Below are 22112 nucleotides of genomic sequence, written 5' to 3' on the forward strand. Positions count from 1 at the left end.
CATCTGTGTCTATATAGCGAATGAAAGGAGGTGAGAAACATGGCCTTTAGTGATTTTAAGAACGCCAGCATACGCTGCACGTACGACAATGGCTTGGATGCCAACGGCAAAGTGAAAAGAAAGTTTAAATCGTACCACAATGTCAAAGAAGCAGCAGCTGCAGACGGAATCTTTGAAACAGCAGCTGTATTGACGAATTTTGGTACAAAAACATTAATGGATGTTGAAAAACAATCCGCAATGACGATCTATCAATAAAAAGAATAAGGGGGAAATAAAGAATGGCTAAAACACTGGAATTGATTTTTACGACCACCGCAGGAAAAGATGTCACCTTGACTGTGGATGAACCGCGTGACACTGTCACAGATGCGGAATTGCTGGCAGGAATGCAGGCCATTATCGCGCACGATGTTTTCGAAGTGGAAGGTTCGCCGTTTGGTGCGGTGAAAGGCGCTCGCATTGTCGAACGAAATATTGTGGAGTACGAAGTATAAGCAAGAAGCTCTCCTGATTCGGGAGAGCTTTTTTAGCAGCAAAATTTAGAGGCACTTATACTTTTATAGAACAGGAGGCAAAAACTATGGCAGAGTGGATGCAATGGATTCAAGAACTAGGATTTCCTATCTTTGTTTCTTTTTATTTGATGCATCGTGTGGAAACCAAGTTGGTCGCCATTCATGACGCATTGCTCACGTTAAAGCTGTCCTGACTTCACAAATTCGTGACAATGGCGGTTTAACATGTATTGTGCAGTTTCTACACTTTCGCTATGATTAGAAGGATGAAAGAGTGGAGGCAATCTCATGCGATTTATTTATTTGTCAGTTTTGCTGAGTCTTGTCCTATTTTTAGGGGCATGCGGCAGTTCTGCAATTGAGGATTTTTCTTATACCGATCACCGGGGAGAACCGGTATCTTTAGAAGATTTGAAAGGGACGCCTTGGCTGGCGACTTTTGTTTTTACCAACTGTGAAACGGTTTGTCCGCCGATGACATTTACCTTAAGCGAAATTCAGGAAGAGCTGGAAGCTGAAGGTTTGGACAATTACAAAATTGTAGCGTTCAGTGTGGATCCAGGTGTCGATACACCGGAAACCATGCAGGAATATTTGGCACAGTATTCGGTTCCGGATGAATCAAAATGGCATTTGCTAACGGGGTATGAACAATCGGAAATATCGGAGTTTGCGAAAGATAATTTCAACTCTTTTGTGCGCGACGATCCTGAAAGCGATCAGGTTATTCACGGTACCTCTTTCTATCTGGTTGACCAGGACGGTGTTGTCGTTAATAATTACGACGGCTTTGAAAATGTGCCAGTGGAAGACATTAAGGACGACTTGCGTGAATTAATTGAAGAAAAGTAAAAAACCGGTCATAGACCGGTTTTTTCTTTGCCCAAAAGATCTCTGATTTCCAGCAGGATTTCCTGAGTTTTGTCCAAGACTTCCGGTTCTTCTGCAGCCGGCACCTCTTTTTTGCGTTTTAGTTTGGTGAAAATGCGGATAACCATGAAAATCGAGAAGGCAATGATGAAAAAGTCGATGATTGATTGGATAAATAGTCCATAATTCAAAACCACATCATTGAAAGTATAGCTCCAATTCTCGACACTGACTCCGCCGACTAATATTCCAACCAGGGGCATAATGATGTCTTGCACTAAGGAGGTTACCACTTTGCCGAAAGCTGCCCCAATGACGACTGCCACGGCAAGGTCGATGACGTTGCCTTTTAAGGCAAACTTCTTAAAATCTTCCCACATAAATTTCACCTCCCGCTTTTAAAACTTAATTTTATCAGAAACATTTTGAATAATATAGATATCTGCCAAATTTTACAAAGCAGCGGATCCGCGGAGAAACGGCAATCGAAGGGAAGATATGCTACACTGAAACAAATAAAGGATTAGGTGTGGAAAATGAAAAAAAAGAAAATACCCAAAAAATACAAGCGTCAATTAGGCTGCCTCATTCTTTTGGTGCCTGCAGCAATAGTCGTTGCAACTCTCGGTGCCCTTTTGTATATGCTCGTCAATTCGGCATCAATGATGAATACTTTAAAGGAAGCGCCAAACCATATAATTGAAATGGAAGTTCCAGAAGAAAACATACCGTTGTATAAAGAAGCGGCGGAGGTCTACAGCATTCCATGGACTTTGCTTGCCGCACACCATCGGATTGAGACCAGGTTTTCAACAATGGATCCTTTGCTGTCTCCGGTCGGGGCAGAAGGGCATCTTCAGTTTATGCCTTGCACATTTGTCGGTTGGAGCCATCCTACCTGTTCAGGAAAAGGACAAGGCGAAATCAGTGAAGAAGACAAAACAAACCTAGATGTAATTGCTTATTACGGAGGATATGGAGTTGATGGCAACGGGGATGGCATTGCGGATCCCTATAATTTAACGGATTCTCTCTACAGTGCAGCAAATTATTTGTCGCAGAATGGGGCAGCGGAAGGCGATTTGGAAAACGCGATTTTCCAATACAACCATAGCGAGGAATACGTCGCAGATGTGCTTCACTACTATAATATGTACGAAGAAGAATACAATTAAACGCAAAAAAAAAGAGTGGACAATTGTCCACTCTTCTTTTTATTAAGCTCTACGGTTTTTGCGCATAGAACCCATGATCAGGCTAAGTACGAATACAAAGATCAAAGCACCAATTAATGCTGGGATGATTGCTACGTCCCAAATAACTGGACCTAGATCTCCAAGAATTAATCCACCTAACCAAGCACCAATGATACCTGCGATGATGTTACCGATAATGCCGCCCGGTACGTCTTTACCTAAGATCATTCCAGCGATCCAACCGATGATACCGCCCATAATAAGGAATAAAATAAATCCCATTTTTTCCAGCTCCTTTAGAGTAATGTATAATTGCTACACTCTAGGTATAACCGGATTCAGGACGTTTGAAACATAAAAAGAAAAAAAGATTATAAAACCTGTGCGCCCAAGGTTGTAGAGAAGTGGCGCAAAGCCCATTCATGGCCAGCCTGATCAAAGCTGGCGACTCCATTTTCGTGGACAAAAATTTTATATCCTTTGTTGTAGGCATCTACTGCCGTATGCAGAACGCAAATGTCTGTACAGACCCCAACAAGATGGATTTCTTCTATATGGCGCTCTTGCAGCAGCAATTCCAGGTTGGTTCCTGCAAATGCGCTGTATCTTGTTTTGTCCATCCAGATGATGCGGTCTGCATTTGCTTTATAAACATCTGCCAAACGGCCGTATAGCTCTCGCCCAGCAGTTCCTTTTATGTTATGAGGTGGAAAAAGTTTTGCTTCCGGGTGAAATGCATTGGTCTTGTCGTGCAAATCCACCGGCATGACAACCAGCGCTCTCTCAGTTAAAAATTCCTCAGTCAGTCTGCAAATCTCTTCTTCAATGGCTTGTCCAGGTTTCCCGCAGGTCAAAGCCCCGTCATCTGCTACAAAATCCACCGTGTAATCGACTACCAGCAATGCTTTTTTCATCCCTTCCACTCCAATCCTTTTCCTTAATTATAAACTAAATGAATTCAAAAGAAACAAAGCTTGCCAGAGTCTTTAGTTTTCAGTATAATCAGACTATTAACAGAGAAGGGGTGGTCCTGATGCAATACGAAAACGTTGAGAAGCTTGACCGGCAGGCGATGATTTTTGTTGCTATTCATACTTTGCTCATTTTAAATTTTGCTTTGGATTTCGGTTTCTTACTATGACCGGAAACAAAAAACAGCCTATCCCAACTTCATGGGATGGGCTGTTTTAATGTGTGCCCCGTTTTAGGCGGACCAGGGAATCCTTGAGGATCCGCGATGCGGAATCGAGCGATACGCCCAATATTTCCTGGATCTCCTCCAGGTTTTTATGTTCAACCGAATAAAGATAATATACATAGGCAAAACGAATATCACCCGAACGCATCGGCATGCCGACAAAAGAGGAAAGCGCCTCTGTATAGTCGGACAGGGAGCCCATCTGGAACATGGTATACTCATTTTTCACTTTAGACGACAGCAAATAAGGTGTGCCTCGGAATACTGCACGCTCAATGCCATCCAGCATGACAGGAATCTCCTTATCCGTAAATTCGAGGATGCACTGGTAGCCATCCTTCTTTTCAACGGCCAACTTCAATTTCCCTCCGCGGTCATCAAAATTGTCTATGTCAATGGTCGCCATATCACGCAAGCGAAGTCCGCGCAGGTATAGAATGTAGAGAATTTTAGCATTCAAGGATAATTGGTCGGCTTCAAGCACAGCGTCTTTCTTTGCCAGCAAGTCTTCATAATCCAAGTAAATATCGGATGGCGTCAAGTCCAGTTTTTCGCTGAATTTAAACTTGGGCATGAAATCGTTTGGAATGCGCCCAATCTGCCACATATAGTCAAACCATCTTCTGATGTAAATCAGTTTTCGGTTGAGGGTGCTGTCTTTAATGCCGGATGCGTGCTGGTCCATCAGAAACTGTTGGATGTCGGAAGGCCGGATATCATGCGGCTCCACCGGTTTTTTATACGTATGCCTAAGAAAAGCGAAGAGCGAGCGGATCAATTGGACTTCATGGACAACGGTGTTAGGGCTAATGCCATTGTCGAGCCGAAATTTCTCATAACCATAAGGCATTATACGTCACCTCTTCTTAAGGGATTTCCTACAATTATACCATTCATTCAAGAAAATAGAACGTGTTTTCCCTTATGGAGAGCGGGTTAAGCCAGTCACTTTGGACGTATACTGCTGTGGAACCACTGAAGAAAAACAGATCCACTCCAATGTATATAATTCATGCAGATTAGGGTATGTTAATAAGGATAGGCAAACAGATGAAATGAAGGTGGAACCCATTATGTTTAAAGAAGACAATGCAAAAATCAGAAACCAGATTCTTCAAGCAGTGGAGGGGATGACTGATGAAAAATTAAACCAAAAGCCGTCTGAAGAAGAATGGTCGGCTATTCAGATTTTGGACCATCTGCAATTAATGGAGAAAACGATTGCGAAAGGTGTTTCCCATGAGCTAACGAAAGAAACGAGCGAAAAAGCGCTGAAAAAGCCGATTGCGCTGACTGTCAGCCGGTCATTCAAAGTGGATGCGCCAAAGCACGTTATTCCGACAGATGAATTTGTCACACTCGAAGAAATGAAAGAACGCTTGAATGCTTCACACAATCTGCTGTACGAAGCATATGGCAAGGCAACGCCTGAACAGCTGGAGCAAAAATCGATGGCCCATCCGGTATTTGGAAAAGTTCCGTTGATCCAATGGTTCCCATTTGTCGGCCTTCATGAAAAAAGGCATTTCAAGCAATTGGAAAAAACCTTAAGCAAACTCGATTGATTTCTATTATAGTCATTCGAAAAACTTATCACATTATATAATTTTAATGTAATTTACTTATGCTCCTGCTTTCGGTATGATGGAAGAGGAGAAAAGCGCTGTCACGAGCCTTTTCAGAAGATTCAAAGGAGGAACACACACATGGCAAAGAGCAGTTTGCACAACAGCCGCACTTCTTTTGAGCTAAATGGCAAAACGTATAACTACTATCGTTTAGCTGCATTAGAAGAAGCAGGGATCGCTAAAGTTTCACGCCTTCCTTATTCAGTAAAAGTTCTATTGGAATCTGTATTGCGTCAGCATGATGGATATGTCATCAAAGATGAGCACGTTGAAGAATTAGCAAAATGGGGCAAAGATGCCAACAAAGAAGCAGAAGTTCCATTCAAGCCTTCACGTGTTATCCTTCAGGATTTCACCGGCGTACCAGTAGTCGTTGATTTGGCTGCACTTCGTTCAGCAATGGCTGAAATGGGTGGAGACCCGAACAAAATCAATCCTGAAATTCCAGTGGATCTTGTTATTGATCACTCGGTACAAGTTGATAACTACGGCACGGAAGATGCACTTCGCATCAACATGGAGCTTGAGTTTGACCGCAATGCGGAGCGTTACCAGTTCCTTAGCTGGGCTCAAAAAGCTTATGACAACTACCGTGCGGTTCCACCAGCAACTGGCATTGTTCACCAAGTTAACCTTGAGTATTTGGCAAACGTTGTCCATGCAGTTGAAAATGCTGATGGCACATTCGAAACTTTCCCTGATACATTGGTAGGAACAGATTCCCATACGACAATGATCAACGGAATCGGCGTTCTTGGATGGGGCGTTGGCGGTATTGAAGCTGAAGCCGGCATGCTTGGACAGCCTTCTTACTTCCCAATTCCGGAAGTTATCGGCGTTAAAATGACTGGCGAACTTCCAAACGGCGCTACTGCGACAGATTTGGCGTTGAAAGTCACTCAAACTTTGCGTAAAAAAGGCGTAGTAGGCAAATTTGTTGAGTTCTTTGGACCTGGTGTTACAACATTGCCGCTTGCTGACCGTGCAACAATTGCCAACATGGCTCCAGAATACGGCGCAACTTGCGGATTCTTCCCAGTTGACGAAGAAGCGCTTGACTATATGCGTTTGACTGCACGTGATGCAGATCAAATCGCTGTAACGAAAAAGTATTTGCAGGAGAACGACATGTTCTTCAAAGTTGAAAACGAAGATCCGATCTACACGGACCTTGTGGAAATCGATCTTTCTGAGATTGAGCCAAACCTTGCAGGACCTAAACGTCCACAGGATTTGATTCCTTTGTCTCAAATGAAGCCTGAGTTCAACAAAGCTGTAACAGGCGAAGAAGGACCGCACGGCTTTGCACTTGATGCAGCTGAAATTGCGAAAACAGCAACAGTCAACTTCAAAAACGGCAAAACTGCTGAAATGAAGACTGGCGCACTTGCGATTGCAGCCATTACATCTTGTACCAACACTTCTAACCCATACGTAATGCTTGGTGCTGGACTAGTAGCGAAAAAAGCAGTTGAAAAAGGATTGACTCCACCTGCTTACGTGAAAACTTCATTGGCTCCAGGTTCAAAAGTTGTTACAGGCTACTTGAACGATTCAGGCTTGCTGGACTACATGAACCAAATCGGCTTTAACTTGGTCGGCTACGGCTGTACTACATGTATCGGTAACTCAGGTCCATTGCTTCCTGAAATTGAAGAAGCGATTTTGGACAACGATTTGCTGGTTTCATCTGTATTGTCTGGTAACCGTAACTTCGAAGGACGCATCCATCCGCTTGTAAAAGCAAACTACTTGGCTTCTCCAATGCTGGTTGTTGCTTATGCACTTGCTGGAACAGTGGATATCGACTTTGCAGTTGAACCGATTGGCACAGACAAAGAAGGCAAAGATGTATTCTTCAAAGATATCTGGCCATCAACTGAAGAAATCAAAAAAGTGGTTAAAGACACTGTTACTCCAGAATTGTTCCGTAAAGAGTACGAGCATGTATTCAATGAGAACGAAGCTTGGAATGCAATTGAAACAAACGACGATTCATTGTATGAGTTTGATGCGTCATCAACTTATATTCAAAACCCGCCGTTCTTTGAAGGTCTCTCAAAAGAACCGGCTCCGATCCAACCATTATCTGGCCTTCGTGTAGTTGCGAAATTCGCAGATTCTATCACGACCGACCACATTTCACCAGCTGGTGCGATCGGCAAAGATACGCCAGCAGGCCTATACCTTCGTGCAAACGGCGTCGAGCCGCGTAACTTTAACTCTTACGGATCTCGCCGCGGTAACCACGAAGTCATGATGCGCGGAACATTCGCCAACATTCGTATCCGTAACCAGGTAGCTCCAGGAACAACTGGCGGCTATACAACTTTCTGGCCAACAGGCGAAACAATGGCAATTTACGACGCAGCCATGAAGTATCAGGAACAGGGCACAGGACTTGTGGTCTTGACTGGTAAAGATTACGGCATGGGCTCTTCACGTGACTGGGCAGCTAAAGGGACATTCCTTCTTGGCATCAAAACAGTCATCGCTGAAAGCTACGAACGTATTCACCGTTCAAACCTTGTAATGATGGGCGTTCTGCCATTGCAGTTTGTTAACGGCGAAAGCGCAGATTCACTTGGATTGACTGGACACGAAACCATCAGCGTTAACTTGTCTGATGACGTGAAACCACGCGACGTCCTGACTGTTACAGCTACTGCTGAAGACGGCAAAGTAACTGAGTTCAAAGTATTGGCACGTTTCGATTCCGAAGTGGAAGTGGATTATTTCCGCCACGGAGGCATCCTGCAAATGGTGCTCCGCAACAAGTTGCTAGAAGTATAAGAACGATAAGAAAAAGGCTGCCGGGAAATTTCCCGGCAGCCTTTTCTGTTATATAAAAAAGAAATTTCTTGTATACTGGTAAAGAGGTGAAATGGACATGTACATAAGCGAAAAAGAAATTGAAATCCGTTACGCGGAAACCGATCAGATGGGTGTCGTTTATCATGCCAATTACATCATTTGGCTGGAAATCGGGCGCACAAAACTGATTGAAGACTTGGGATTTACCTATGCCGGCATGGAAAAGGATGGTTATTTGTCTCCTGTAACCGATATTGCCATTCAATATAAAGCAGTTCTCCGGTACGGGCAAAAAGCTTTTGTCCGGACATGGGTGGAAGAGCATGGGCGTCTTCGGACCAAATATGGCTACGAAATCGTCCATGAAGACGGCACCATTGCTGCAACCGCGATTTCTGAACATGTTGTTGTGAAAAAAGATACGTTCCGTCCGGTCTCCATCAAGAAAATCTATCCAGAATGGCATGAAAAATACGAAGAAATCAAAAAGCAGGTCCCTGATGGCGTTCGGAATTAAGCGAAATGAACTGGAGCGCTGGAAACAAGAGGTCGCTGAAGGACAGATTTCGTTTTTAACCCATTACTGGGTGGATGACCGCTTCCCGGGCTGCAGCACTGTCACAAAAGTGGGCTGCTGCGACTTGGACAAGCTTGAATCTTGGGGCAGGCAGTACGGATTGCAGCGCGAATGGATGGATTTGCGGGGCAATTATCCGCATTATGATTTGTTTGGCGATCGCCAACAGTCAATTCTCCAGCGTGAAGGGCAATTGGAGCAACTGAATAAATTGCAAAATAAAAAAGCATGAATAGCTCATGCTTTTTATTTTTCGTATGAATAATCAAGTTCATGTAAGTCATCGTTGACGCTAACCTGAAGATTATGCCCATCAAAATACCAGACATCGCTTTGTTCAATAAAGTAGGTGACTTGGTCCTGTTCCAACTGGACAGCCATTTCGTGGGGCTGATCCTTGGTCACACCAAGTGAAAATCCAGGCTGCAGCTTGCTGGAACCGCCGTAGCGGACAAAAAAGCGAACAGCTTCACCTGGTGCCACTTCCATTTCTTTCTTAAACCAATTGAGTGCGTCGTCACTGATGTTGATCTGCATATCACACGTCCTTCCACTGGCATTACCAGTTGATTTTAGGCTCTGTACCTGCTCGGATCCGTGCAATGTTGGCACGATGGCGGAAAATGATGAACAACGCCAAAATATAAATGACAATCATGAACAGGTAGTCTCCGGTGAAAATTGCGTAAATAGTGGTGTAAATGATTGCCACAACGGACAAGATGATTGATGACAACGATACCATTTTAGTGATCTTCAATGCAATCAAGAGCACCACAACAGCCATTACAAACAGGGGCCATTGATAGCCCAGCAGGATGCCGCCCGAAGTCGCGACGGCTTTTCCGCCTTTAAATTTGGCGAATACCGGATAAATATGTCCGATAACCGCGATCACGCCAAACACCAGCGGGTGGATATCGGTCGCAATGTAAAAGGGAATCAGCGTTGCAGCTGTTCCTTTCAAAATATCTAACAAAGTAACCGCAATGCCAGCTTTTTTGCCGAGCGTCCGGAATGTATTGGTAGCGCCGAGGTTTCCGCTTCCTTTTGTACGGATATCCGTGTTGTAAAATAGTTTCCCGACCCATAAGGCAGACGGAATCGAGCCAAGCAGGTAAGCGAGTAGAATGGGAAGCAGTATAGTCATTATGGACTCCTTTAAAACAACCTTATTTTGTAGTTTCAGTTTACCATGTCTGAAGTTCTTTGGACAATAGGCGCCAGATTATTCAACAGGCAGGACAGAATCGTGTATGATAGAATAAAAAGGACAGGTGATCTTCTTGAACAATCCAAGCCGCGAAAAGATTAAAAACGTACTCGATCACGCGAAAACCATAGCTGTAGTTGGCCTTAGCCCAAACCCGAGCCGTACTTCCTATATGGTATCCGAAGCTATGCAACGGGCCGGCTACCGCATCATCCCGGTCAATCCACAGACGGATGCCGTGCTGGGTGAAAAAAGTTATGCTTCTTTGAGTGACATACCAGAAAAAGTGGACATTGTGAACGTTTTCCGGCGAAGTGAGTTTTTAGAGGATATCGCTGATGAGTTCGTGAAAATCGATTGTCCGGTATTTTGGACACAATTAAATGTAGTTGATGAGAACGTATTTAATCGGTTGGCTGATGCAGGGTATACAGTCATAATGGACCGTTGCATCAAAGTGGAACACGCCATCCTGAAATAAGGCATTACTGCTAAAGGGCGCCCAGCGCTCTTTTTCTATGAAGTTTGACAGAAGGCAAGGAAATAGAATACGATAAAGAGAGATCAATATGCGAACGAATGTTCGTTGGAGGGAATTAGATGGCTAAAATTCAAAACACAGCATACAACGAAGAAGCGATCCAGGTACTCGAGGGCTTAGATGCTGTCAGAAAGCGGCCAGGAATGTATATCGGCTCGACGGATACACGCGGACTTCACCATTTAGTCTATGAAATTGTCGACAACTCGGTCGATGAAGCGCTTGCAGGACACGGGGATAAAATCACCGTTACCATCCATGAGGACAACAGCATCAGTGTCCGGGATTACGGACGCGGCATGCCAACAGGAATGCATCGCAGCGGCAAACCCACACCGGAAGTCATTTTGACGGTTTTGCACGCCGGCGGAAAATTTGGCCAGGGCGGCTACAAGACGAGCGGCGGCCTTCACGGAGTCGGTGCGTCTGTTGTCAATGCGCTGTCCAAATTCCTGGAAGTGACTATTTACCGCGATGGCAAGAAATACCGCCAGCGCTTTGAAAACGGCGGCAAGCCGGTCACAACATTGGAAGAAATCGGCTCAACAAAAGAAACTGGCACATTGCTTCACTTTTTGCCGGACGAAACCATTTTTTCCGTATCCAAATACAATTACGAAACTCTTTCAGAGCGTCTGCGCGAATCAGCTTTCCTGTTAAAAGGACTGAAAATTGAGTTGTTTGACCAACGTACAGAAGCCAAGGATGTTTTTCATTACGAAACGGGAATTGAAGCCTTTGTTGCTTACCTCAATGAAGAAAAAGACGTGCTGCATCCCGTAGCTTATATCGAAGGCCAGCAGGACGAAATGGAGATCGAATTTTCGTTCCAGTTTAATGATGGCTATTCCGAGACGATTCTGTCATTTGTCAATAACGTCCGGACACGGGACGGCGGAACGCATGAAACTGGCGCTAAAGCTGCTATGACGCGGGTATTCAACGACTATGCGCGAAAAATCAACTTGCTGAAAGACAAAGACAAAAACCTGGAAGGCTCCGACATCCGCGAAGGTTTGGCGGCGATCGTGTCTGTCCGCATCCCGGAAGCGCTGCTGCAATTTGAAGGGCAGACCAAAAGCAAACTGGGAACAAGCGAAGCGCGAAGCATCGTGGACTCGGTCGTTTCCCAGAAGTTGATGTACTTCCTGGAAGAAAACGCAGATCTCAGCGCGTCCCTTGTGCGCAAAGCAATCCGGGCATCGCAAGCGCGATTGGCGGCCAGAAAAGCACGGGAAGATGCGCGAAACGGCAAAAAACGCAAAAAATCGGATGCCTTGCTGTCCGGTAAATTGACGCCTGCCCAATCACGCAACGCCTCTAAAAACGAACTGTATTTGGTTGAGGGAGACTCGGCCGGCGGTTCGGCAAAACAAGGACGCGACCGGACTTTCCAGGCAATCCTGCCGCTGCGCGGGAAAGTCGTCAATACCGAAAAAGCGAAGCTTGAAGAAATTATGAAAAACGAAGAGATTTCGACCATTATCCATGCCATTGGCGGAGGCGTGTCGTCCGATTTTTCAATTGACGATATTGCCTACAACAAAATCATCATCATGACCGATGCCGATACCGATGGCGCTCACATCCAGGTGCTGCTGCTGACATTCTTTTTCCGTTACATGAAGCCATTGATCGAAGCCGGCAAAGTGTTTATCGCATTGCCGCCGCTATACAAAGTATCCAAAGGCATCGGCAAAAAAGAAGTGATCGACTATGCGTGGACCGAAGCAGATTTGGATGCATCCATCAAAAAAGTCGGCAAAGGCTATATGCTCCAGCGCTATAAAGGGTTGGGTGAGATGAACGCAGACCAGTTATGGGAAACGACCATGAACCCGGAAACCCGTACGTTGATTCGCGTGACCATTGAAGACAGTGCGCGTGCAGAACGCGGCATCACCACATTGATGGGCGATAAAGTGGAACCGAGACGCCGCTGGATTGAAAATAATGTCGATTTCGGAATGGAAGACGACAGCAATATTCTTGAAAATGATTTGATTCACGCTGAGGAGGAACTCGTATGACACAAACCGAAAGATACCAGGATTTGCCGCTCGAAGAAGTGATCGGCGATCGGTTTGGCCGTTACAGCAAATACATTATCCAAGACCGGGCGCTGCCGGATGCCCGCGACGGGTTAAAGCCTGTTCAGCGCAGGATTTTATATGCGATGTACCACGAAGGCAATACCAACGACAAAGCGTTCCGTAAATCTGCCAAAACTGTCGGTAATGTGATCGGTAACTATCATCCGCACGGTGATAGCTCGGTTTATGAAGCGATGGTTCGCTTGAGCCAGGATTGGAAAATTCGTCACATGCTCGTTGAAATGCACGGCAATAACGGTTCGATGGACGGCGATTCACCGGCTGCAATGCGTTATACCGAGGCCCGATTGTCTGCTATTTCTTCTGAACTGCTTCGTGACATCGACAAACGCACTGTGGATTTTATTCCAAACTTTGATGATTCCGACATGGAACCGACCGTTTTGCCGGCCCGTTTCCCAAACCTTTTGGTCAACGGATCGACTGGTATTTCTGCCGGTTATGCGACTGACATTCCTCCGCATGCACTTCATGAAGTGCTTGATGCAGTACTGATGCGCATGGACAATCCACAGGCGACAGTTGCCGAGCTGATGACGGTCATAAAAGGGCCAGATTTCCCAACAGGCGGCATTATCCAGGGGATAGACGGCATCCAGAAAGCTTACGAAACCGGCAAAGGCAAGATCATCGTCCGTTCAAAAGCCCAAGTGGAACCGCTAAAAGGCGGGAAAGAGCAAATCGTCATCACAGAAATTCCTTTTGAGGTCAATAAAGCCAACATGATCAAGAAAATCGATGACCACCGCTTTGACCGCAAGCTTGAAGGCATCTCTGAAGTGCGGGATGAATCCGATCGAAGCGGATTGCGCATCGTCATCGAACTGAAAAAAGACGTACAGGCTCTCGGCATTTTAAGCTATCTTTATAAAAACACCGATCTGCAAGTCAGCTACAATTTCAATATGGTCGCTATTTACAAGCGCCGTCCAACGATGATGACGTTGCAAACGATGCTGGATGCTTATATCGAGCACCAAAAAGAAGTCATCACCAAGCGTTCGGAATTTGATCTTCAAAAAGCGAGCGACCGTATGCACATTGTGGAAGGTTTGATGAAAGCCCTGTCGATTCTGGACAAAGTGATCAAAACCATCCGTTCTTCAAAAGACAAACGCGATGCGAAGAATAACCTGATTTCGTCTTTTGATTTTTCAGAAGCTCAGTCGGAAGCGATTGTGTCGCTGCAACTTTACCGATTGACCAATACAGATATTACTGACTTGCAAAAAGAAGAAAGTGATTTGAAAAAACTGATCGCTGAACTGACGGGCATCCTGACCAGCCCGACCAAGTTGAAAAATGTCATCAAAAAAGAACTGGCCAGCATCCGCAAGCAGTTCGCGGAACCGCGCCGTTCGGTTATAGAAGACAAGATCGAAGAAATCACCATCACACGCGAAATCATGATTCCGAGTGAAGAAGTCGTGGTGACGGTGACAAAAGAAGGCTATGTCAAGCGGACCAGTACACGTTCGCACGCTGCTTCAAACGGCAAGGACTTTGCGATGAAAGAATCGGATTACCTGTTGTTCGAAGGCAATTTGAACACGCAGCATACCATTCTGATTTTCACTACCGCCGGAAATTTCGTTTTCCAGCCGATTAACGAGCTGCCTGATATCAAATGGAAAGATCTTGGCCAGCATTTATCGAGCATCGTGCAATTGGATGCCAATGAATCTGTTCTTGCAGTCTTCCCGTTCGAAAGCTTTGATGCAGATGCCAGCATTCTGACCGTTTCGAAACTGGGCCAGGTTAAACGTTCGGCGTTAAAAGATTATCAGATTCAGCGCTATTCACGCGCCATTAAGACCATGAACCTGAAATCTGACGATGCAATGATCTATGCAGCATTGGTGACGAATGAAACCGAATTGTTCATTGGAACAAAACAAGCCTACGGTGTCCGTTTTCCAATGGATGAAGTGCCGCTTACCGGTCTTCGCACTGGAGGCGTCAAAGGCGTTAACTTGAAAGACGGCGATGAGGCAGTTTCCGCTGTCATGATCCATCCGGAAATTAAACAGGAACTTGTCCTGATTACGCACCGCGGGGCAGCGAAAAAAATGAAACTCCAGGAATTTGAAAGCGGCAGCCGTGCCAAGCGCGGCGTGGTCATGCTCCGGGAGTTGAAATCGAATCCTCACCGCGTTGTTGCAGTGATTGGCGCAACCGGTAAAGAAGAAATTATTTTAGAAACCGACAAAGGGCTTCGCATGCCTTTGGTGGCCAATTCATTGAAAAATGTGGATCGTTATTCAAACGGTTCCTTCATTGCAGATGAAGCAACTGACGGAAAAGTGACCGCAGCCTACCGGTTTGACAAAAAAGAATGAATGCATAAGACCCTAACTCTTATTCAAGAGTTAGGGTCTTATTTTTGTTGAATCCAAAATATCACTTGTGAATAATTTCGTCTAAATTTATTCATATGTATTATCAATAGTTCCGTTCATTGTTTATTCATATGAATGATTCATCCAGAATAACTTTTCCGGCTTTTAAAAAGCATTTATCTAAGATCAGTGTCTATACGGCCAAGTTGGCAGGCATGTCTTAGGCCATGGGGATTCTTAAAATCAAGTACGTCGAAAACTTTTCGTGGAGTTGTCGCAATTTTGTCGCCAATTCAGCGCGTTGATGTGTTAGAGTAGTGAGATAAATAAAAATAAGAGGGTGACATCTATGGCTAAAACCAACATCACAGAGCTTGACAGGGAAGTAGCATTTTCAAAAGTATCGGTGGAAGAAATTATGGTTGCCAACCAGGCGCTCAAGGATGTCGTCATCAAGACGCCATTGCAAAAAAACGAGCTGCTGTCCGCACGATACGGCTGCAATGTTTACTTGAAGCGGGAAGATCAGCAGGTCGTCCGTTCTTTTAAATTGCGAGGCGCATATAATTTTGTCCGCAGCCTGAATGCTTCTGAACGCGCCAGAGGAGTTGTCTGCGCCAGTGCCGGCAACCACGCACAAGGCGTCGCCTACTCATGCTTCGCCCTTGGCATTGAAGGGAAAATCTTTATGCCGCTTACAACGCCGCGCCAAAAAGTGTCGCAAGTCAAACGCTTTGGCGGAGACAAAGTGTCTGTGGTTTTGACAGGAGATACCTTTGACGACTCTTTCGCTTCGGCAATGGAATATTGCACGGCAGAAGAAAAAGTTTTTGTTCATCCGTTCAATGACAGCCGCATCATAGCGGGGCAAGGAACGGTCGCAGTAGAGATTTTGAATGATATGCAAGAACCGGTCGATTTCCTATTTTGTGCAATTGGTGGAGGCGGATTGGCATCAGGCGTCGGCTCTTACTTGAAAGGCATCAGCCCATCGACAAAACTGATCGGCGTCGAACCAGCTGGTGCTGCTGGCATGAAAACCTCACTCGCCAATGGCCAAGTGACGCGTCTCGATTCAATCGATACATTTGTTGACGGCGCTGCAGTCAAGCAAGTCGGGGACTTGTCGATGGCGATTTGTTCGGATGTATTGGATGACATTGCACTGGTACCGGAAGGCAAGGTCTGTACAACAATCTTGCAGCTGTATAACGAAAATGCCATTGTCGCGGAACCGGCTGGCGCGTTGTCCGTCGCTGCACTAGATTTCTACAAGGATGATATCAAAGGCAAAAACGTGGTATGCATCATTAGCGGCGGCAACAACGACATCGAGCGGATGCAGGAAATCAAGGAAAAATCCCTGATCTACGAAGGGCTCAAGCATTATTTCATCGTTACGTTCCCACAGCGTGCAGGTGCACTCCGCAAATTTATGGAACAGGTACTGGGCGAAACCGATGACATCACACATTTTGAATACACGAAACGGACAAACCGCGAAGAAGGACCGGTTCTGGTCGGCATTGAATTGAAATGCCGGGAAGACTATGAACCGCTCGTCAAGCGCATGGCAGAAAACGGATTTCCATACAAAGACATCAACAACGATTCACTATTGTTTAATTTATTGATTTAACAAATCTACAGGTTTGGCCAGTTTTGCCTGGCCGAGATAAAAAGGGCGTTCTTCGTGTGCTTCAGCACAACGGGGAACGCCCTTTTGCATGACAGCCAACTGGGAATCATCATCTGTACGGGCATATCTAATGGTATAGTGGAATCATCTAGAGGAACGAGGTGGAGCAAATGGAAAAACGATGTTCATGGGCAGAAAGCAACTTGCTTATGCAAAACTATCATGACGAGGAATGGTGCCGCCCCAGCTGGGATGATCGCTATATTTTTGAATTGCTGACGCTGGAAGGCGCACAGGCTGGGTTGTCGTGGAATATTGTACTATCCAAACGCGAAGCTTACTTGGAGGCTTTCAATCACTTTGATATCTTGCAATGCGCAGAACTGACAGATGAGGATTTGGCAGCGGTTAAAGAAAATTACTCGGTCATCAAGCATGAGGTTAAAATTCAATCAGTCCGTACCAATGCTCAAGCTGTTCTGAATATTTTAAAAGAGTGGGACAGTTTTGCAGCGTTTCTATGGAGTTATACAGACGGCAAGCCGATCCTCAACAATTGGAAGACCGACGCAGAAATTCCGGCCCAGTCTTCGTTATCAGTCCAACTGAGCAAAGATTTGAAAAAGCGTGGTTTTAAATTTGTGGGCCCTGTCACTACGTACTCGTTCATGCAGGCTATCGGGATGGTCAATGACCATATCGAAAGCTGTGCTTACCGAACGCCAAAAGATTGAGGAATTCCAGTGCTCAAAAAATAAGAAACAGAGAAGCCCGTTTATTTCTTCTCTGTTCTTTTTTATTTTCACAAGGAATTTCCAGATAAATGCAGAATAAAGGTAAAGAAGGTGAGTAAGTTCAAAACAAGAAAATGACGCAAACAAAAAGGGGAATTGGATTGGAACAGGCAGCTATGCAAAACTGGAACTTGGATTCTTTATACGAGGGAAAAGGTCATTCAAGTAAGTTGATGGGTTTGTTCGAAGAGTTAACCGAGACGCTTGAAAAGTTGGAAAGCAATCTTCAAGCTTATCAAGCGCGTGCTGAACTGCCGCTACTATTAGAAATCTTGCAGCAATTCCAATTTGCATTAAGCGGCTGGGAAGAAGTCGATGATTATTCAATCTGCGTATACGCCGAGGATGTTGCGGATTCGGCAGGAGCTGCATTGATGGAAAAAAGTGCCGTCGTGAAAGTGAAGCTAACTTCTGCACAAAGTGAGCTGGATCGAATTCTTGGTGGAATCCCGCAGGAAGTTTGGAATAAATGGATTTGCAGTGAAGACGTGCGGCCCCTGTCTTTTTATTTGGAGGAACGAAGAGCAGCCAGCAAAAATCTTCTGCCGATTGAACTGGAAAAAATAATCAATGCCTTGTCTGTCAACGGAATTATGGCGTGGGAGCAGCAGCACGAGTTAATGCTGACTAAATTAAAAGTTTCTTTGGAAATCGATGGAGAGAGGAAGGAAGTGTCAATTGGGGAGGGTCTCCACAGAGCGGTTTACTCTGCTGCACAGAAAGATCGCCAGGCGGCTGCGTCGGCTATTGAAAAGGTTTGTGCTGCAGAAGCTGATGCATTCGCAGCTATTTGGAACCGAATTGCAGGATTTCGGCTGGATGTTTACAAGCAGCGGGGATGGGACAATGACCTGAAAGAAACGCTGGATCACAACCGTATTCAGGAGGGTACCATTGAGTCGATGATGGCTTCCATTGATGCCAACAAGAGTCTGTACCAGGCTTATTTCCAACGAAAAATTAAAGTGGACCAGCATAAAAAAACCAGTTGGTTTGACGTAGAATCTCCAAGTTTTGCTGCAGCTGAGAAAATAGTTTATGCTGACGCTAAAAGTCTGATCTGCAGACAATTCCATCAGTTCAGTGAAAAGCTGGGGTGCTTTGCCGAAAAGGCATTTGAAGAAGGTTGGATTGAAACAGAAAACCGGCCAAATAAGGCGGAAGGCGGGTTTTGTGCATCGATGCCGCTTTCCAAGGAAAGCCGTATTTTCCTGACTTACCGTGAAACGTACCAGGACATTGTTACACTTGCCCATGAACTGGGCCATGCCTATCACAACTTCATCCTACATGAAGAGCCGGCCCTGGCTCAGCAAAAAGGTACAAGCGTAGCGGAAACGGCTTCTACGTTCATGGAAAACCTCGTGCTGGATGCCGTCATCAGCCAAGCGGATAGCGATGAGGAAAAGTTAGCATTGCTTGAAATTAAAATCATCGAGGGCCTTAAATACCTTGTCACGGTGCCCAATATGTTCCGTTTTGAGCAGCGGTTTTACGAAAAGCGGAAGGAAGGATTGCTTTCCGCGGAAGAAATCTCCAGCCTGCTCATTGAGACTGAAAATGTGTTTTATGAAGATTCCATTGAGGAGCCGGCTGCTTATCAATGGATGTACATCAGCCATTTCTACGATGCGGAAAAATCCTTCTACAACATTCCGTACACTATAGGCTACTTGTTTAGCAACGGTGTTTACGCTCGTGCTCAAAGGGAAGAGGCTGACTTTTCCAAGCAGTATGATGAGCTCTTGCGCCATTCAGGTAAAATGACCATCGAACAACTGGCAGAATCCTTTTTAGGGGTTGATCTTACAAACCAGGAATTTTGGGATGCTGCCCAGCAATCGTTGAAAGAAGCGATAGAAATGTATCTGAAGCTGACCGATAAGTATGGCTTCAAATCCGAATAAACTTTGTTATAACATATAGGTTCAATCCTAATCATCCCGCCAGTCTATCTGCAGTTTCTCAAGACTGTCGGTCAATTCGGTATCCAAATCCGTTAGACAAACAGTAAAATCTTGGACATTCAGCAATTCAATTCCGTTTCGGTACAGGCTGTAATGCCACAGGTAGCTGAAGTCCTGGTCCGGATTTTGGCGGTTAAACTCCATCATCAACTTGCGTATGGAATCGTCAAGACTTCCAAAATAAATCGAGCTGTTCTCCATATCTGGCCAGCGCCCCACTTTTAAATCCGGCAAAGACTCAATTTCAGGTTTGCCGTTCATTAAAGGATTTTCTGGATCAGGATCTCCGTTTGGGAATACAACACTAAATTCATTAGCCAGGCCAAGTGCGACCGCCAAAATTTCTTCCCATCTGGGAAATGAATCAATACTTTGGATCACCGAAAATTTAATCAAGGCAACTACCTCGTTTTCTCTAGATGGATGGAATGCTTTTTTTTTACCGTCCTGTTTTTTTGCACTAGAGCTTACCGCATTTCTGCTGTAAACTGAGTCATAAGAGATACTTCTTTTTCACGATTTGGTTAAGGCGACCTATGTAATTAATAATACGATTTTTTCTATCCAAATAAAACCATTTTATGAAATGTCTAAAGACATCTGTACAATGAGTTTAGCCAGCTGTTGATCCTTAATTAGAATTCTTAAACTATCCGTTTCTGTTGTTCCGATGGAAGAATGGGAGCGAGACACGAAGGGGGATTACGTGATGTTGAACTTAAAATACTTGGATTTGTTAGCGCAAAAATACGACAGTGAAGAAAAAGTCGCAACTGAAATCATCAATCTTGAAGCCATCCTGGATCTGCCCAAAGGAACGGAACATTTTGTAAGCGATTTACACGGGGAGTTCCAGGCTTTTCAGCACGTTCTGCGAAACGGTTCCGGCAATGTGAAAGTGAAAATAAGAGACTTATTCAAGAATGAACTGAGCGAAAAAGAGCTTAATGAATTTGCGACACTGGTTTATTATCCGGAAGAAAAACTGCAACTGATCAAAAGCAATTACACCAGCAAAAAGGAATTGCAGGCATGGTACATAGAAGTGATTGAGCGGATGCTGAAGCTTATTTCCTATGCAGCTTCCAAATACACCCGCTCAAAACTGCGCAAAGCGCTGCCCAAGCAGTTTGTTTACATCATTGAAGAGCTGCTGTACAAGACTGATGAGTTTAAAAACAAAAAAGACTATTACGCCAAAATGGTTGAACAAATCATCGCTTTGGGCCAAGCTGATAAACTGATTGTTGGGCTTGCCTATACGACGCAGCGCTTAACGGTGGACCATTTGCATGTAGTTGGCGACATTTACGACCGGGGTCCGGATCCGCACAAGATTGTGGATACACTCATCGATTACCACTCCGTGGACATTCAATGGGGAAATCATGACGTTCTGTGGATCGGTGCTTATGCCGGATCGAAAGTGTGCCTGGCGAACATTCTTCGTATCTGTGCACGCTACAATAATCTGGATATTATCGAAGATGTATATGGCATCAACTTGAGACCATTGCTGAATCTTGCGGAGAAGTATTACGACGACAATCCGGCATTCCATCCAAAACGGATTTCAGATGAAAAACTGACCGAGCAGGAGCAGCTGCAGATCACCAAAATTCATCAGGCGATTTCCGTTATTCAGTTCAAGCTGGAAAGCCCGATCATTAAGAGGCGTCCGTGCTTTGCGATGGAAGACCGCTTGTTGTTGGAAAAAGTCGATTACGAGAAAAAGGAAGCGACGATCCACGGCAAAACCTACCCGTTGGAAAATACGTGTTTTGCGACGATCAATCCCGAGCAGCCGGATGAATTATTGGATGAAGAAAAACTGGTGATGGATAAGCTACTGTTTTCTATGCAGCATTCAGAAAAAATGACGCGGCATATGAACTTCCTTATGAAAAAAGGCAGCCTTTATTTAAAATACAACGGCAATTTGCTTATTCATGGCTGTATTCCGCTTGATGAAGAAGGCAATATGGAGAAAATGGAGATCGAAGGAAAAAGCTATGCTGGCAGGGAACTGCTGGATCTTTTCGAACATTATTTGCGCTATTCCTTCGCCCATCCGGAAGAAACCGATGATTTCGCGACCGATATGGTGTGGTACTTGTGGACCGGAGAATATTCATCCCTTTTCGGGAAGCGGGAAATGACGACTTTTGAGCGTTACTTTATCAAGGACAAAGAGACCCATAAGGAACGTAAAAACCCTTATTATTATTTGCGTGAAGACGAGGAAATGTGCCGCAAAATACTGGAGGAATTTGAATTGAATCCAGATTATGGCCGCATTATTAACGGCCATACGCCTGTCAAAGAGCGGGATGGGGAAAACCCGATCAAAGCGAATGGCAAAATGCTGGTCATCGATGGCGGATTCTCAAAAGCTTATCAGTCTACTACAGGAATCGCCGGTTATACCTTGCTGTACAATTCATACGGCATGCAGCTGGTCGCCCATCAGCTGTTTAACTCAAAAGAAGAAGTGCTGCAAAATGGAACGGATGTATTGTCCATCAAGCGGCTTGTTGACGAAGAACTGGAACGCAAAAAAGTGCGGGAAACGAATATTGGTGAAGGGCTGTTGCAGGAAATTTTTAATTTGAACAGTTTAAGAGAATACCGATATATGCAGAGAACCTCATTTAAAGTGTAACAGGAAAAGGAAGAGCTTCAGCGATTGGGCTGGCTCTTCCTT

23 protein-coding genes are annotated in these 22112 nt (G+C 44.9%); 16 read left to right on the forward strand and 7 right to left on the reverse strand.

Annotated features, from left to right (window positions below):
* The first annotated feature begins 39 nt into the window (after positions 1–39).
* The 4 genes from QOZ98_RS14565 (at position 40) to QOZ98_RS14580 (ending at position 1370) form a co-directional block, all read left to right on the forward strand.
* Positions 40–258 carry a DUF1659 domain-containing protein gene (locus QOZ98_RS14565; protein ID WP_006831432.1) on the forward strand — a complete coding sequence of 73 codons (219 nt, stop codon included), beginning with the start codon at positions 40–42 and terminating at the stop codon, positions 256–258.
* Positions 259–281: 23 nt separating this feature from the next.
* Positions 282–497, forward strand: coding sequence for a DUF2922 domain-containing protein (locus QOZ98_RS14570; protein ID WP_308788113.1), 216 nt, complete (start codon positions 282–284; stop codon positions 495–497).
* Between the two features lie 86 nt (positions 498–583).
* Positions 584–712 carry a YvrJ family protein gene (locus tag QOZ98_RS14575; RefSeq protein ID WP_142827916.1) on the forward strand — a complete coding sequence of 43 codons (129 nt, stop codon included), beginning with the start codon at positions 584–586 and terminating at the stop codon, positions 710–712.
* A 94-nt stretch (positions 713–806) separates the two neighbouring features.
* On the forward strand, positions 807–1370 hold the full coding sequence (locus tag QOZ98_RS14580; RefSeq protein ID WP_308788114.1) for an SCO family protein: 564 nt from the start codon (positions 807–809) through the stop codon (positions 1368–1370).
* A gap of 8 nt (positions 1371–1378) precedes the next feature.
* On the opposite strand, the gene mscL is transcribed toward QOZ98_RS14580, so the two are convergent.
* Positions 1379–1768 (reverse strand): large conductance mechanosensitive channel protein MscL, encoded by a 390-nt coding sequence (gene mscL / locus QOZ98_RS14585; protein WP_308788115.1) that lies wholly within the window; start codon positions 1766–1768, stop codon positions 1379–1381.
* A gap of 156 nt (positions 1769–1924) precedes the next feature.
* Between mscL and QOZ98_RS14590 the strand changes: the two genes are divergently transcribed.
* Positions 1925–2563, forward strand: a complete 639-nt coding sequence (locus QOZ98_RS14590; protein ID WP_308788116.1) for a lytic transglycosylase domain-containing protein — start codon at positions 1925–1927, stop codon at positions 2561–2563.
* Between the two features lie 42 nt (positions 2564–2605).
* On the opposite strand, the gene QOZ98_RS14595 is transcribed toward QOZ98_RS14590, so the two are convergent.
* The 3 genes from QOZ98_RS14595 to QOZ98_RS14605 all read right to left on the reverse strand — a co-directional run bounded on the left by QOZ98_RS14595 (position 2606) and on the right by QOZ98_RS14605 (position 4632).
* Positions 2606–2866, reverse strand: a complete 261-nt coding sequence (locus tag QOZ98_RS14595; RefSeq protein WP_142827924.1) for a GlsB/YeaQ/YmgE family stress response membrane protein — start codon at positions 2864–2866, stop codon at positions 2606–2608.
* Positions 2867–2955: 89 nt separating this feature from the next.
* Positions 2956–3498 carry a cysteine hydrolase family protein gene (locus QOZ98_RS14600; RefSeq protein WP_308788117.1) on the reverse strand — a complete coding sequence of 181 codons (543 nt, stop codon included), beginning with the start codon at positions 3496–3498 and terminating at the stop codon, positions 2956–2958.
* Between the two features lie 273 nt (positions 3499–3771).
* Entirely contained in the window at positions 3772–4632 is an 861-nt protein-coding gene (locus QOZ98_RS14605; protein WP_142827928.1) for a site-specific integrase, read from the reverse strand.
* Positions 4633–4855: 223 nt separating this feature from the next.
* Between QOZ98_RS14605 and QOZ98_RS14610 the strand changes: the two genes are divergently transcribed.
* From QOZ98_RS14610 to QOZ98_RS14625, 4 genes are all read left to right on the forward strand, one after another.
* Positions 4856–5347 (forward strand): DinB family protein, encoded by a 492-nt coding sequence (locus QOZ98_RS14610; RefSeq protein ID WP_308788118.1) that lies wholly within the window; start codon positions 4856–4858, stop codon positions 5345–5347.
* 141 nt (positions 5348–5488) lie between these two features.
* Positions 5489–8203, forward strand: a complete 2715-nt coding sequence (gene acnA, locus QOZ98_RS14615) for an aconitate hydratase AcnA (RefSeq protein ID WP_308788119.1) — start codon at positions 5489–5491, stop codon at positions 8201–8203.
* A gap of 97 nt (positions 8204–8300) precedes the next feature.
* Positions 8301–8741: an acyl-CoA thioesterase gene (locus QOZ98_RS14620; RefSeq protein ID WP_308788120.1), complete on the forward strand. Its 441-nt coding sequence runs from the start codon at positions 8301–8303 to the stop codon at positions 8739–8741.
* A complete protein-coding gene (locus tag QOZ98_RS14625) occupies positions 8725–9033 on the forward strand; it encodes a hypothetical protein (protein WP_308788121.1) in 309 nt (102 codons plus the stop codon). Before QOZ98_RS14620 ends, QOZ98_RS14625 begins: the two co-directional genes overlap by 17 nt.
* Positions 9034–9047: 14 nt before the next feature.
* Here QOZ98_RS14625 and QOZ98_RS14630 read toward each other — a convergent pair whose 3' ends face one another.
* A complete protein-coding gene (locus QOZ98_RS14630) occupies positions 9048–9338 on the reverse strand; it encodes a HesB/YadR/YfhF family protein (RefSeq protein ID WP_142827937.1) in 291 nt (96 codons plus the stop codon).
* Positions 9339–9360: 22 nt separating this feature from the next.
* Positions 9361–9951 carry a glycerol-3-phosphate 1-O-acyltransferase PlsY gene (gene plsY, locus QOZ98_RS14635; RefSeq protein ID WP_142827939.1) on the reverse strand — a complete coding sequence of 197 codons (591 nt, stop codon included), beginning with the start codon at positions 9949–9951 and terminating at the stop codon, positions 9361–9363.
* Positions 9952–10081: 130 nt separating this feature from the next.
* On the opposite strand from plsY, the gene QOZ98_RS14640 reads away from it, so the two are divergent.
* From QOZ98_RS14640 to QOZ98_RS14665, 6 genes are all read left to right on the forward strand, one after another.
* The gene (locus QOZ98_RS14640) at positions 10082–10495 is read left to right on the forward strand and encodes a CoA-binding protein (RefSeq protein WP_185960052.1); all 414 of its coding nucleotides are present in this window, start codon (positions 10082–10084) and stop codon (positions 10493–10495) included.
* Between the two features lie 119 nt (positions 10496–10614).
* Complete coding sequence (parE, locus tag QOZ98_RS14645; protein WP_142827943.1) at positions 10615–12585, forward strand: DNA topoisomerase IV subunit B; 1971 nt, start codon at positions 10615–10617, stop codon at positions 12583–12585.
* The gene (gene parC, locus QOZ98_RS14650; protein ID WP_308788122.1) at positions 12582–15008 is read left to right on the forward strand and encodes a DNA topoisomerase IV subunit A; all 2427 of its coding nucleotides are present in this window, start codon (positions 12582–12584) and stop codon (positions 15006–15008) included. The genes parE and parC overlap by 4 nt, the downstream gene beginning before the upstream one ends.
* A gap of 349 nt (positions 15009–15357) precedes the next feature.
* Positions 15358–16647 (forward strand): threonine ammonia-lyase IlvA, encoded by a 1290-nt coding sequence (ilvA, locus tag QOZ98_RS14655; protein ID WP_308788123.1) that lies wholly within the window; start codon positions 15358–15360, stop codon positions 16645–16647.
* Between the two features lie 170 nt (positions 16648–16817).
* Positions 16818–17381: a DNA-3-methyladenine glycosylase I gene (locus QOZ98_RS14660; protein WP_308788124.1), complete on the forward strand. Its 564-nt coding sequence runs from the start codon at positions 16818–16820 to the stop codon at positions 17379–17381.
* Between the two features lie 161 nt (positions 17382–17542).
* Positions 17543–19348 (forward strand): M3 family oligoendopeptidase, encoded by a 1806-nt coding sequence (locus QOZ98_RS14665; RefSeq protein ID WP_308788125.1) that lies wholly within the window; start codon positions 17543–17545, stop codon positions 19346–19348.
* A 27-nt stretch (positions 19349–19375) separates the two neighbouring features.
* Here the strand turns inward: QOZ98_RS14665 and QOZ98_RS14670 are convergent, their stop codons facing one another.
* Positions 19376–19804, reverse strand: a complete 429-nt coding sequence (locus QOZ98_RS14670; protein WP_308788126.1) for a hypothetical protein — start codon at positions 19802–19804, stop codon at positions 19376–19378.
* 316 nt (positions 19805–20120) lie between these two features.
* On the opposite strand from QOZ98_RS14670, the gene QOZ98_RS14675 reads away from it, so the two are divergent.
* Entirely contained in the window at positions 20121–22070 is a 1950-nt protein-coding gene (locus QOZ98_RS14675; RefSeq protein WP_308788171.1) for a fructose-1,6-bisphosphatase, read from the forward strand.
* Positions 22071–22112 lie beyond the last annotated feature (42 nt).

Origin of the sequence: Planomicrobium stackebrandtii, assembly GCF_030814955.1 — a bacterium.
Classification (GTDB): Bacteria; Bacillota; Bacilli; order Bacillales_A; family Planococcaceae; genus Planococcus; species Planococcus stackebrandtii.